13 protein-coding genes are annotated in these 12,724 nt (G+C 65.2%); 8 read left to right on the forward strand and 5 right to left on the reverse strand.

The annotated features are described in order from the left end of the window. Window positions 1-12: 12 nt before the first annotated feature. Window positions 13-1,143, reverse strand: a complete 1,131-nt coding sequence (locus V6W80_RS03655) for a class I SAM-dependent methyltransferase (RefSeq protein WP_338545869.1) — start codon at window positions 1,141-1,143, stop codon at window positions 13-15. Window positions 1,144-1,215: 72 nt separating this feature from the next. Here V6W80_RS03655 and V6W80_RS03660 point away from each other — a divergent pair, with 72 nt between their 5' ends. Both V6W80_RS03660 and V6W80_RS03665 read left to right on the forward strand, forming a co-directional pair. Continuing rightward, the gene (locus V6W80_RS03660) at window positions 1,216-1,992 is read left to right on the forward strand and encodes a ferredoxin--NADP reductase (RefSeq protein WP_338545870.1); all 777 of its coding nucleotides are present in this window, start codon (window positions 1,216-1,218) and stop codon (window positions 1,990-1,992) included. 233 nt (window positions 1,993-2,225) lie between these two features. Then, the gene (locus V6W80_RS03665) at window positions 2,226-3,779 is read left to right on the forward strand and encodes a TerC family protein (protein WP_338545871.1); all 1,554 of its coding nucleotides are present in this window, start codon (window positions 2,226-2,228) and stop codon (window positions 3,777-3,779) included. A gap of 22 nt (window positions 3,780-3,801) precedes the next feature. Here the strand turns inward: V6W80_RS03665 and mscL are convergent, their stop codons facing one another. After that, window positions 3,802-4,251, reverse strand: coding sequence for a large-conductance mechanosensitive channel protein MscL (gene mscL, locus V6W80_RS03670; RefSeq protein ID WP_017639092.1), 450 nt, complete (start codon window positions 4,249-4,251; stop codon window positions 3,802-3,804). 225 nt (window positions 4,252-4,476) lie between these two features. Between mscL and V6W80_RS03675 the strand changes: the two genes are divergently transcribed. The 5 genes from V6W80_RS03675 to V6W80_RS03695 all read left to right on the forward strand — a co-directional run bounded on the left by V6W80_RS03675 (window position 4,477) and on the right by V6W80_RS03695 (window position 7,715). Beyond that, window positions 4,477-4,716 carry a YdcH family protein gene (locus V6W80_RS03675; RefSeq protein WP_007162691.1) on the forward strand — a complete coding sequence of 80 codons (240 nt, stop codon included), beginning with the start codon at window positions 4,477-4,479 and terminating at the stop codon, window positions 4,714-4,716. A 95-nt stretch (window positions 4,717-4,811) separates the two neighbouring features. After that, window positions 4,812-5,021: a hypothetical protein gene (locus V6W80_RS03680; RefSeq protein ID WP_017639093.1), complete on the forward strand. Its 210-nt coding sequence runs from the start codon at window positions 4,812-4,814 to the stop codon at window positions 5,019-5,021. Between the two features lie 150 nt (window positions 5,022-5,171). Then, window positions 5,172-5,441: a hypothetical protein gene (locus V6W80_RS03685; protein WP_017639094.1), complete on the forward strand. Its 270-nt coding sequence runs from the start codon at window positions 5,172-5,174 to the stop codon at window positions 5,439-5,441. Between the two features lie 115 nt (window positions 5,442-5,556). Continuing rightward, entirely contained in the window at window positions 5,557-6,918 is a 1,362-nt protein-coding gene (gene radA / locus V6W80_RS03690; RefSeq protein ID WP_017639095.1) for a DNA repair protein RadA, read from the forward strand. 86 nt (window positions 6,919-7,004) lie between these two features. Continuing rightward, complete coding sequence (locus tag V6W80_RS03695) at window positions 7,005-7,715, forward strand: copper resistance protein B (RefSeq protein ID WP_338545872.1); 711 nt, start codon at window positions 7,005-7,007, stop codon at window positions 7,713-7,715. Window positions 7,716-7,980: 265 nt separating this feature from the next. On the opposite strand, the gene V6W80_RS03700 is transcribed toward V6W80_RS03695, so the two are convergent. From V6W80_RS03700 to V6W80_RS03710, 3 genes are all read right to left on the reverse strand, one after another. Next, on the reverse strand, window positions 7,981-8,346 hold the full coding sequence (locus V6W80_RS03700; RefSeq protein ID WP_064307513.1) for a PilZ domain-containing protein: 366 nt from the start codon (window positions 8,344-8,346) through the stop codon (window positions 7,981-7,983). Between the two features lie 146 nt (window positions 8,347-8,492). Next, complete coding sequence (locus V6W80_RS03705; RefSeq protein WP_064307514.1) at window positions 8,493-9,131, reverse strand: response regulator; 639 nt, start codon at window positions 9,129-9,131, stop codon at window positions 8,493-8,495. Further along, window positions 9,128-10,501 carry a cache domain-containing protein gene (locus V6W80_RS03710; protein ID WP_338545873.1) on the reverse strand — a complete coding sequence of 458 codons (1,374 nt, stop codon included), beginning with the start codon at window positions 10,499-10,501 and terminating at the stop codon, window positions 9,128-9,130. Before V6W80_RS03710 ends, V6W80_RS03705 begins: the two co-directional genes overlap by 4 nt. Before the next feature lie 165 nt (window positions 10,502-10,666). On the opposite strand from V6W80_RS03710, the gene V6W80_RS03715 reads away from it, so the two are divergent. Beyond that, a complete protein-coding gene (locus tag V6W80_RS03715) occupies window positions 10,667-12,724 on the forward strand; it encodes a carbon starvation CstA family protein (protein ID WP_338545874.1) in 2,058 nt (685 codons plus the stop codon).

Here is a 12,724-nt window from a genome sequence, read left to right on the forward strand (position 1 = left end):
TCCGGATTTATGTCAGAGGGGTTGGACCGCCTTGAGTATCACGAATTTCGGCGTGGCCGCGATCTGTTCGACGCGCCTGAACAGGCGCCTGAGCTTGACGTGGTAACCCAGGTGGCGATTGCCCACCAGCCAGAGTTCGCCCTGTTCGCTCAAGGCCGCACGGGCCTGCTGGAACATGCGCCAGGCGAGGAAATCGCCCACCACCTGTTGCTGGTGGAACGGCGGATTGCAGAGGATCAGCTCCAGCGACCGCGGCGGCTGCTCGGCCAGGCCGTCGGCGGCGCGGATCGCCACCGGTCGCTCGCCGAAGGCCGCGGTCCAGTTCTCTTGCGCCGACTGCACCGCCATGTAGGACTCGTCCACCAGGGTGAATTGCGCCTCCGGATTGGCCAGGGCACAGGCCAGGGCCAGCACGCCGTTGCCGCAACCGAGATCGGCCACCCGGGCCTGGCCCAGACCCTGGGGCAGGTGCGGCAGGAAGGCGCGGGTACCGATGTCCAGACCCTCGCGGCAAAAGACGTTGGCATGGTTGACCAGAGTCAGCGGCGGTGCATCCAGGCGATAACGACTCGGGTAGGGCGAGGTCACCGCCGGGCGCGCCTCGGGCGTGGCGAACAGCAGCCGCGCCTTCTTTACCGCCAGCGAAGCCTGCACCGGACCGATATGCCGCTCCAGCAGGTCGCCGGCAGCGCGTGGCAGGTGCTTGAGCATGCCGGCGGCGATCACCCGGGCACCCGGCGCCAACTGGCCGTGCAGACGGATCAGCTGTTCTTCCAGCAGGGCCAGGGTCTTGGGCACCCGTATCAGCACCAGATCGAAGGGCCCACCCGTCGCCTCGCTGGCCGGGACGAAGGTGACCGCATCGGCGGCGAGGCCATTGCGTGCCAGATTCGCCGCTAGGGCCAGGGCCGCCAGGTGCGAATCGCCACTGGAGGTCACCTGGGCATGGCCGGCCAGGCTCACGGCCAGGGCGCCAAAGGCGTCGTTGAGCACCAGCACCCGGGTGGCGGGAGCCAGGCCGCCCTCGGCGACCTGCTGCAGGAGGTACTCGTCGGCGGCGTCGAAGGCCTGCAGGGGATCGTCGCGGCGCGGTGGCTGACGGTCGAGTTCGAGGGTGGCGAAGGGCGAGACGAGAGAAGGCATGGTTTCTGTCAGTGTTTATCGGCGGCCCAGTGCGGGACAATGGCTCTAAGCAATCGGGAAAAAGAGGCCAGTATGACCGCCACCGAAGACAAGTTCACCCGCGAGACGATCACCGCCGTCTGGCCCTGGAGCGACAACCTCTTCAGCCTGAGGACCACCCGCGACCCGCGCTATCGCTTTCGCGCCGGCCAATTCGCCCGGCTGGGCGTGCGCAAGGCCGATGGCGACATCGTCTGGCGCGCCTATTCCATGGTCTCGGCACCTCACGATGAATTCCTCGAATTCTTTTCCATCGTGGTGCCTGGCGGCGCCTTCACCAGCGAGCTGAGCCGCCTGCGCGAGGGCGACGAGCTGCTGGTGGAAAAGCAGCCCTATGGCTATCTCACCCTGGAGCGCTTCGGCGGCGGTCGGGATCTCTGGCTGCTGGCCACCGGCACGGGCCTGGCACCCTTCCTGTCCATGCTGCAGGAACCCGACACCTGGGAGCGCTTCGAACGCATCGTGCTGGTCTACAGCGTGCGCGAGGCCCGCGACCTGGCCTACCAGGACGTCATCAACGGCTACGGCCAGGTGGAGCACCTCGAAGGCCTTACCGACCGCCTGGTCTATGTGCCTGTGGTGACCCGCGAAGAGCATCCCGGTGCGCTGCGTGGCCGCATCACCACCCTGATCGAGAACGGCGAGCTGGAACGCGCCGCCGGCGTCACGCTGTCGCCCGAGCACTCGCGGATCCTCATCTGCGGCAATCCCGAGATGGTCGACGACACCCGCCAGCTGCTCAAGACCCGCGATCTGCAGCTGGCCCTGAGTCGCCGACCCGGCCAGGTGGCGGTGGAAAACTACTGGTAACCGGGAAGTTATCCGGGCGTCTTTACGTTTTCTTCACAATTGGAAAAGGTTGGACCTTTAGCTTTGGCCCCGCCTTGCTCTAGGATCGGAATTTCCAAGGCTACCTTTCGAGTTCCGATGAGCAGTGACAGATCCGAGCCGCCCCCGGCCTCCTGGCCAGGCGCGGCCAACACCCCCTCCCGTTGTCTTTCCTCCGTGGCCGTCCGGCCCTCTCTTGCGGAGGCATACCGCTAATGGAATGGATCTCCGATCCCACCGCCTGGTTGGGGCTGCTGACCCTGATCGTCCTGGAAATCGTCCTGGGCATCGACAACCTCGTCTTCATCGCCATCCTCGCCGACAAGCTGCCTCCGGCGCAGCGTGACAAGGCACGGGTCATCGGCCTGTCGCTGGCGTTGATCATGCGTCTGGGCCTGCTGGCCAGCATCTCCTGGATGGTGACCCTCACCGAACCGCTGTTCGAGGTCTTCGGCAAGGCCTTCTCCGGGCGTGACCTCATCATGCTGTTCGGCGGCATCTTCCTGCTGTTCAAGGCCACCACCGAGCTGCACGAACGCATCGAGGGCCATACCCACAAGACCGGTGGCAGCCGGACCTACGCCGCCTTCTGGCCGGTGGTGGCGCAGATCGTGGTGCTCGACGCCGTGTTCTCGCTGGACGCCGTCATCACCGCCGTGGGCATGGTCGAGCACCTGAGCGTGATGATGATCGCCGTGATCATCTCCATCGGTCTGATGCTGGTGGCGAGCAAGCCGCTGACCGCCTTCGTCAACGCCCACCCCACGGTGATCATGCTGTGTCTGGGCTTCCTGATGATGATCGGTCTGAGCCTGACCGCCGAAGGCCTGGGCTTCCACATTCCCAAGGGCTATCTGTACGCCGCCATCGGCTTCTCGATCCTTATCGAGCTGGCCAACCAGGTGGTGCGCTGGAAGCGCAAGCGGCAGATGCACGAACGGCTCGGCATGCGTGCGCGGACCTCCCAGGCCGTGTTGCGCCTGCTGGGTGGTCGTTTGCGCGAAGACGAGGTGGACGAGGACATCGCCGAACTGATGGAAGGCGAGAAGGGCAAAGGCCCGGTCTTCGATCGCCGTGAGCGCCTGATGATCAGTGGCGTGCTGCAATTGGGCGAACGCCCGGTGCGTACGGTGATGACCGCCCGCGCCGACGTCGACATCCTCGATGCCGACGCTCCGCCGGAACGACTGCACGAGCAACTGCTGGCCTCGGCTCACTCGCGGTTGCCGTTGGTGGTCAATGGCAACATCGACGAACCCCTGGGCTATGTCCACAAGAAGGAGCTGTTCGCCGACATCCTCCAGGGCCAGTCACCGGACCTGCGCGCCCGGGTGCGCACCCCCATCCACCTGCCGGCCCAGGCCACGGTGCTGGGCGCCTTGGAACAACTGCGCGCGGCTTCCACCCACGTGGCCTTCGTGGTCAACGAATTCGGTGGCTTCGAAGGCTTGCTGACCCTGACCGACATCCTCGAGGCCATCGCCGGCGAACTGCCGGATGCCAGCGAGGAGAGCTTGCCGGAGCTGGAAAGGGTGGAGAACGGCTATCGCGCCAGCGGCGGTCTGAATCTGCATCCCCTGGCCCAGCGCACCGGTTTCCAGATCACGGAAAACGACGACTACCAGACCCTGGGCGGCCTGGTGGTGGACCTGCTGGGCCGCCTGCCGGTGGCTGGTGATCGCCTGGAATACCAGGGCTGGCAGCTGACGGTGGAATCGGTCAAGGATCGACGGATCGGCTGGATCCGCCTGGAGCGACCCGCCTCCTAGCGAGGCGGGATCCAGCAGGTTTCTACTGCGGGGTGATCGGCGGTTCCTGTTTGACGACAGGGGCCGCGGTCGCCTGGCTGTTCTGCTCTTTCAGCAGGTCGCGGATCTCGGTCAGCAGCACTTGGTCCTTGGTCGGGCCAGAGGGCGCGGCATCCTGGTGCAGGCGCAGGCGGTTGAGCACCTTGATCGCCATGAAGATGGCGAAGGCGATGATCACGAAGTCGAAGATGGTCTGCAGGAACTTGCCGTAGGACATGACCACGGCCGGTTGGTCACCTATGGCAGCCCTCAGGGTGATGGCCAGCTGGGAGAAATCCACACCCCCCAGCAGCAACCCCAGCGGCGGTGTGATGATGTCGGCTACAAAGGACGACACGATCTTGCCGAAAGCCGCGCCCAGGATGATGCCGACCGCCAGGTCGACCACGTTGCCTCTCATGGCGAATTTCTTGAACTCGGCAATGATGCTCATGCTGCACTCCTTTGGATGGTTTCGAAGAGACGATAGACGATTGTGCTCGCTTCGCTCGGGTTTGGAACCTTGCTGACGGTCTCTAGGTTCCCCGCCAGCGTCAAATCGTCAGCGAATCGGCAGCTGGTCGTGGCTGTCGCACTTTGTCGAAAGGACCGGGTCCACCCTTGTACGACGAGAGCTGCGGCCCTCGCGACCTCTATCTCTCAACCCAAGGAGCCTCTGATGGTTGCCAAACACGACCTGCACAAAGACTTTCCCGAATACGCCGAGCAGCTGGACAGCCGTCCCCAGACCGATGCGGCCTTTGCCAAGCTGCTGGAAGACTACGCGAAGCTCGATCAGCAGATCCTCGATCTGGAAGAAGTGGAAGAGTCCAGCGGCGACGAGGAACTGGGTCGTCTGCGTCGTGAGCGTGTCCTGCTCAAGGACAAAATCGCTCAGCAGCTGAAATACCCGTCCTAGCTGTGTCGGGCTCGATCTGCAGGGTCGAGCCCCACCTCAGTGCGATTGGCAAGGGCCGCCGGCGTTGCCATCATGGCCTCCCAGGAGAGGAGCCGATGACCGACGAAGTGGCGATGTACCAGCAGTGGCACCTGTGGATCACCGAAGCGGCCGTGGACGCGCAACGCCGTCGCGTCCAACAGGAATTCGCCGAATACAGCCGACTTTTGGCCGACCTGCAACTGCTCGAACAGGAGCGTTGGCAACAGGCGTTGCCGGTCTGGATGCGTGGCGATGCGGCGATGATTTCGACGCTCAAGCACTAGTCCCAGAGCGGCTGGCCCGAGGGTAAACGCCAATGATGGCGCGCTGAACGACCAACGATGCCTGACGGTCAATGGGTTACCCCAGACGAGTTTCGTGGGGTGAGCGAGGTTTATCCGGCCTACCTGGCCCTCCCCAATGAGGATGTCCCCATGAAGCGTACCGCCCTGATCGCCCTGATGATGTTCGCCACTGCCCCCGTGTTCGCCAAGGATCTGTGCGCGGTGCAGTTGCAGAAGCTGGATGACGCCAGCAAGATGAAGACCAACATGATCGGCCCGGGCAGCTCCCAGGCCCAGCAGATCGCCGACTTCCGCAAGAACGCCATGGCCGCCCAGAAGGCCGGCGATGAGAAGAAGTGCATCGCCCAGGCCAACCAGGCCCTGACCATGCTGCGTCAGCCGGGTGGCGAGGGTAACTAAGGCTCAAGCCCGCTTTTGAGAGAGGCGCGCTCCCCCGGGATCGCGCCTTTTTACTGTCTATGCATCCAGTCGTGATATGCTGGGAACCTTCCTTTCTCGACTGGAGAATTCCGCCATGGCCAAGGCCAAGCGTCTCTACGGCTGCACCGAATGCGGCGCCACCTTTCCTAAGTGGGCGGGTCAGTGCGGCGAGTGCGGTGCCTGGAACACCCTGGTGGAAACCGTCGTCGAGACCTCCGCCGTACCCTCCGGGCGCGCTGGCTGGGCCGGGGCGCAGGCGACCATCAAGACCCTGGCCGAGGTCAGCGTCGAGGAAACCCCGCGCTTCACCACCGATTCCACCGAACTCGACCGGGTGCTGGGTGGCGGCCTGGTGGACGGTTCCGTGGTGCTGATCGGCGGTGATCCTGGCATCGGCAAGTCCACCATCCTGCTGCAGACCCTCTGTCATCTGGCCGCGCGCATGCCAGCGCTCTATGTCACCGGCGAGGAATCCCAGCAACAGGTGGCCATGCGCGCCCGGCGCCTGGGTCTGCCGGAAGACAAGCTCAAGGTCATGACCGAGACCTGCATCGAGACCATCGTCGCCACCGCCCGCCAGGAAAAGCCGCGGGTCATGGTGATCGACTCCATCCAGACCATCTTCACCGAGCAACTGCAATCCGCCCCAGGTGGCGTGGCCCAGGTGCGCGAGAGCGCGGCCCTGCTGGTACGTTTCGCCAAGCAGACCGGTACCGCCATCTTTCTGGTCGGCCACGTCACCAAGGAAGGCGCCCTGGCCGGACCACGGGTGCTGGAGCACATGGTCGACACCGTGCTCTATTTCGAGGGCGAGTCGGACGGCCGTCTGCGCATGCTCAGAGCGGTGAAGAATCGCTTCGGCGCGGTCAACGAGCTGGGCGTGTTCGGCATGACCGATAAAGGCCTCAAGGAGGTTTCCAACCCTTCGGCGATCTTTCTCAATCGTGCCCAGGAGGCGGTGGCCGGCAGTGTGGTCATGGCGACCTGGGAGGGTTCGCGGCCCATGCTGGTGGAGGTGCAGGCGCTGGTGGACACCAGTCACCTGGCCAACCCGCGCCGGGTCACCGTGGGCCTGGACCAGAATCGCCTGGCCATGCTGCTGGCGGTGCTGCACCGCCACGGCAGCATCCCCACCTACGACCAGGACGTCTTCATCAACGTGGTCGGTGGGGTCAAGGTGCTGGAGACGGCGGTGGACCTGGCGCTGATGTCGGCGGTGATCTCCAGCCTGAGGGACCGCGCCCTGCCGCACGATCTGCTGGTGTTCGGCGAGATCGGCCTGTCCGGCGAAATCCGTCCGGTACCCAGTGGCCAGGAGCGTCTCAAGGAAGCGGCCAAGCACGGCTTCAAGCGCGCCATCGTGCCCAAGGGCAACGCGCCCAAGGATCCGCCGCCCGGTCTGCAGGTGGTGGCCGTGACTCGATTGGAGCAGGCACTGGATGCACTGTTCGAATAGCCTGGCGCGGCCTTTGTAATATTTTTTAAAACTCTCGGTGGGGCAGGGTGGTCTATCAGGCGCTTCCATGACCCTGGATACCCGCCATGTCTCGTCTGCTCCCGCTTTCCGTACTCTTTGCCAGCTTTGCTATCAGCACCCTGGTGCAGGCCGCCGATCCCAGCAGTTCCGCCCCGGCCAGCCTGGAGGTGGATCAGCTGGAATGGCAGCACGCCGACGAGGGCAGCGTCTTCAACTGGGATCTGGAAGGCTGGGCCCTTGGCGGTGGCGCCAATCGGCTGGATTTCCGCAGCCAGGGCGAACGCACCAATGGCCACACCGAGCAGGCCGAGGTGCAGGCCCTCTGGGGGCACGCGCTGGCCAAGGGCTGGGGCAGCGTGGCCGGCATTCGCCAGGATTTCAAACCCGGCTCGCCGCAGACCTGGGCCGCTTTGGGGATCCAGGAGCACGATCCCGAGGATCTCGACATCGAGATCACCGCCTTCTTCGGCGAGAACAGCCAGACCGCCCTGCGTCTGGAGGCCGAATACGACTGGGCCCTGACCCAGCGGCTGATCCTGCAGCCCCACACCGAGCTCAATTTCTACGGTCGCAACGACGAGGCCCGTGGCCAGGGCGCCGGCTTCGCCGAAAGCGAAGCCGGGCTGCGCCTGAGGTATCAGGTGACCCCGGAGGTCGCGCCCTATGTCGGGGTGTCCTGGAACGCCACCCACGGCAACACCGCCGCCATGGCGCGGGAAGAGGGCGAAGACACCCACGACGCCCGGCTGGTGGTGGGCTTGCATCTGGAGTTCTAAGCGCCGTTGGGCTTCGCTTTCGCTCAACCCAACCTACGAGGCTATCGATGCAGTAGGTTGGGTTGAGACGGCTCCACCGTCGAAGCCCAACAGCCAGGGTTGAACTCGCGCGCCGTTGGGCTTCGCTTTCGCTCAACCCAACCTACGAGGCTATCGATGCAGTAGGTTGGGTTGAGACAGCTCCACCGTCGAAGCCCAACAGCCAGGGTCGAATTCGCGCATCGTAGGCTTCGCTTTGGCTCGACCCACCTTGGCAAGGCCTCGCTCAGGGCGTACCCAACGCCGCCAACTCGCGCTCCAGCAGGGTCTCGTCGCCGAGGTTCAGTTCTACCAGCCGGCGCAGGTGGCTGATGGAATCCAGGTCGATCTGGCGACAGGCGAAGGCCAGTTGCTCCGGGGTTTCCCGTACCAGCTCCACGCCCATGGTCACCTGGGTCTCGTCATTGAGCCGGATGCGTAACTCATAGGCCGCGCGTGACTGATTCGACCAATCGGCAGGTCGGGCCAGCAGCACGCCCTTGAGCGAGATGTCGTCCACGGGCGCCGCCCACTGGCGCTCACCCTGGTGCAACTGCGCAGGGGCATCGAAGGTGAAACGGGTAAAGCGGCGACGCTCGTTGGTGTCGTTCATGGAAGGTCTTCCTGAGGTTTCCTGATCACTGTAGACGACCGGGGCCGTCTCGTATCGACTGCTCCTGGAAGGGTAGCCGGCGGCGACCGGCGGGGCCAGAAGGAGAGGGCTCATTGGTCGCCTGGGCGCGAGCAGCGGCCTGCTGGTCAGACGTTGGACGCACCTTCGGGGCGCCAGCCGTACTCGCGCGCATGGCGGACCAGATCGGCCGGCTTCTGGATGTCCAGCTTGCGGCGGATGCTCAGGCGATGGGTCTCCACCGTCCGCACGCTGAGCCCCAGCTGCTGCGCCATGGTCTTGTTGTTGAGGCCCTGGGCCATGAGCAACAGCACCTGGCGTTCCCGGGGGGTGAGTTCCCCTTCGTGGGTCCCCCCTTCACCCAGGCGGGCCGCGATGGCGCTGCTGTAGAAGCGTCCGCCGACCGCCAGGGCTTCCACCGCGGCGATGATTTCCTCCGAGGGGGCATCCTTGAGTACATAGCCGGCCGCGCCCACCCGCAGCGAGGTACTGACGTATTCGCGATTGTCGTACATGCTCAGGATCAACACCCGGGCACGGGGTGCGCGTTCGGCGATCAGGGCAGTCAGCTCCAGGCCGTTGATGTCCTTGAGGCCGATGTCCACCAGCAGGATGTCCGGATCGAGACGCGCCAGCAGGTCGAGGGCTTCCGCGCCGCTGCCGGCCTCGCCGACCACCGCGAAGCGCTCGATGGTGCCCAGCAACGCCCGCACGCCGGCGCGGACCAGGGCATGGTCGTCGACCAGGAGGATGCGGATGGGCGTCATGTCGGGCTTTCCTCGTCGGCCGGGAGGTCCGAGCGTAGCAGAACCACGTCCAGGGTCGTGCCGCCGGGCCCGGACTGGATGGCGCAACGACCGCCGAACAGCTCCACCCGCTCGCGGATGTTACGCAGGCCGATGCCGCCGCTGAGGCGCTCCACCTGGCCGGTATCGAAGCCGCGGCCATCATCGTGCACGGTCAGGCAGATCCAGCGCCCGCGCCGCTGCAGGTCGATGACCACCCGCTGGGCCGCGGCATGGCGTTCGATGTTGGTCAGGGCCTCCTGGACGATACGGAACAGGGCGACGTCCATGTCGCCGCCGGCGGGACTGTCGTCGAGGGTCTGCCGATAGTCCACGTTCAGGCCGCTGCGCTGGCGGAACTCCTCCACCAGCTGGCCCAGGGCGGCAGGCAGGCCGAGGGTATCCAGCAGCGAAGGGTGCAGGTCGTGGGAGATGCGACGGATCTCGCCAATGGCCGCCGCCAGGCGCTGGGTGCCTTCGCGCAGGGTCTCGCCGGCGCTAGGCTTGCCCGCGCCGAGCTCGCGGCTGGCCAGCTCGAACTGGAATTTGATGGACACCAGCAACTGGCTGATGCCGTCGTGCAATTCCCGCGACAGTCGGGAACGTTCCTCTTCCTGGGAGGTGATGAGCCTCTGGGTCAGCTGCTTGAGCTTGCGATCGGCCAGGCGATGTTCGCTCACGTTGAGCGTCAGTCCGCCGGCGAATACCAGCAGCACCGCCACCAGGGCCACCCCGGCGCTGGCCAACAGGGTCGTGCGGATGCCGGCGGCCACGTCGTGGCGCACTTGGGCGAGGGCGGCGTCCACGTCATCCAGATAGAGGCCGGTGCCCAGCACCCAACCCCAACGTTCTAGCTGGGTCACGTAGGCCAGCTTTTCCGCCATCTGCCCACTGGAAGGCTTCTGCCAGCCATAGCGCTGGAAGCCGTCGCCTTCGCGGGCGCTCTTGAGCAGCGCCTGGATCACCAGCAGGCCGTTGCCGTCGGTCAGTTGCCAGAGGTCGCGCCCGACCAATTCGGGCTGGCGTGGATGCATGAGGTTGCGGCCATGCTGGTCGTAGACGAAGAAGTAGCCGTCGCTGCCGAAATTCAGACTGGCCAGCAGCGCCAGTACCCTGGCCCGGGGTTCGTCGTCGTCGCGGCCGCTGCCATACAGGGGCTGGATGGCACTGACGCCCATCTCCACATAGTTGCGCAACTCGGTCTTCTTGCTGCCGAGGATGCTGTGTTCGAGCAGGCGCGCCTGCTGCTCGCCCAGGCGCTGGCTCTGTTCCAACACCACCAGGCAGACCGCTGCCACCGCCAGCAGGAGCGGCAGGAGTCCGAGGGCGACCATCTTGTATTTGAGTTGCATCGGCACCTGTCCGGACTGCCCGCTACGTAGAACTACGTAGCGGGCCTTGGGTAGTTCTGCGAATTTCGCTGTCGCGTCGAGCCGCCGATAGTAATATGGCTCCGCTGTGGGCTCTCACAATAACAAGTATCGCCGCGGTCACAGATGCGCGGCAGGAGAACAAGCATGACCCGAATGGCCAGCCATCTAGCCTGGTTCGCCGTTGCCGTACTGGGCGCCTTCGCGCTGGGTACCGTGGCGCTGAGTCGAGGCGAAGCGATCAACGCCCTCTGGATTGTGGTCGCCGCCGTGGCGATCTACCTCGTTGCCTACCGCTACTACAGCCTGTTCATCGCCACCAAGGTGATGGGCCTCGACGCCAGACGGGCCACGCCCGCCGTGCTCAACAACGACGGCCTGGACTACGTCCCCACCAACAAGCACATCCTCTTCGGCCATCACTTCGCCGCCATCGCCGGTGCCGGTCCGCTGGTCGGTCCCGTGCTCGCCGCCCAGATGGGCTATCTGCCCGGCACCCTCTGGCTGATCGCCGGGGTGGTCTTCGCCGGCGCGGTGCAGGACTTCATGATCCTGTTCCTCTCCACCCGCCGCAACGGTCGCTCCCTGGGCGACATGGTGCGCGAGGAAATGGGACGCATCCCTGGCACCATCGCCCTGTTCGGCTGCTTCCTGATCATGATCATCATCCTCGCGGTGCTGGCGCTGATCGTGGTCAAGGCCCTGGCCGAGAGCCCCTGGGGCATGTTCACGGTGATCGCCACCCTGCCGATCGCCATGTTCATGGGCGTCTACATGAGATACATCCGCCCTGGTCGCATCGGCGAGATCTCGCTGATCGGGGTGGTACTGCTGCTGGCGTCCATCTGGGTGGGCGGCCTGGTCGCCGCCGATCCGGTCTGGGGTCCGGCCTTCACCTTCACCGGCGTGCAGATCACCTGGATGCTGATCGGCTACGGCTTCGTCGCCGCCGTGCTGCCGGTCTGGCTGGTGCTGGCTCCGCGTGACTACCTGTCCACCTTCCTCAAGATCGGCACCATCATCGCCCTGGCCATCGGCATCCTGGTGACCATGCCGATGCTCAAGATGCCGGCCCTGACCCAGTTCGTCGACGGCACCGGTCCGGTATGGAAGGGCACCCTGTTCCCCTTCCTGTTCATCACCATCGCCTGTGGCGCGGTGTCCGGCTTCCATGCGCTGATCAGCTCGGGCACCACGCCCAAGCTGATCGCCAAGGAAACCCATGCCCGCTACATCGGCTACGGCGCCATGCTGATGGAGTCCTTCGTCGCCATCATGGCCATGGTCGCCGCCTCGGTGATCGAGCCGGGCGTCTACTTCGCCATGAACAGCCCGGCCGCCGTGGTCGGCGCCGACGTGGTGTCGGTGGCCGCCAAGATCAGCACCTGGGGCTTCGTGGTGACGCCCGAGATGCTGCAGGCCACCGCCACCGAGATCGGTGAGCACACCATCCTGGCCCGTGCCGGTGGTGCTCCCACCCTGGCGGTGGGCATCGCCCAGATCATGCACAACGTGCTGCCGGGCGAGAACACCATGGCCTTCTGGTACCACTTCGCCATCCTGTTCGAGGCGCTGTTCATCCTCACCGCGGTGGACGCCGGTACCCGCGCCGGACGCTTCATGCTGCAGGACCTGCTGGGCAGCTTCGTGCCGGCGCTGAAGAGGACCGACTCCTGGACCGCCAACGTCATCGGCACCGCCGGTTGCGTCGCCCTCTGGGGCTGGCTGCTGTATCAGGGCGTGGTCGATCCGCTGGGCGGCATCAACACCCTCTGGCCGCTGTTCGGTATCTCCAACCAGATGCTCGCCGGTATCGCCCTGATGCTGGGTTCGGTGGTGCTGATCAAGATGAAGCGCCAGCGCTATGTCTGGGTCACCCTGGTGCCGGCCGTCTGGCTGCTGATCTGCACCACCACCGCCAGTCTGATCAAGCTGTTCGATTCGAATCCGGCGGTCGGCTTCCTGGCCCTGGCCAAGAAGTACAGCACCGCCATGGCCCAGGGGCAGGTGATCGCCCCGGCCAAGAGCATGGAACAGATGCAGCACATCGTCTTCAACGCCTACACCAACGCCACCCTGTCGGTGCTGTTCCTGGTGGTGGTAATGAGCATCCTGTTCTTTTCCATCAAGGTCGGTCGCGCTGCGCTGGCCAAGCCCGAGCGGACCGATCGCGAGACCCCCTTCCAGCCGGTAGCGGGCGCCTAA

The organism is Pseudomonas benzopyrenica, assembly GCF_036884265.1.
Lineage (GTDB): Bacteria > Pseudomonadota > Gammaproteobacteria > Pseudomonadales > Pseudomonadaceae > Chryseomonas > Chryseomonas benzopyrenica.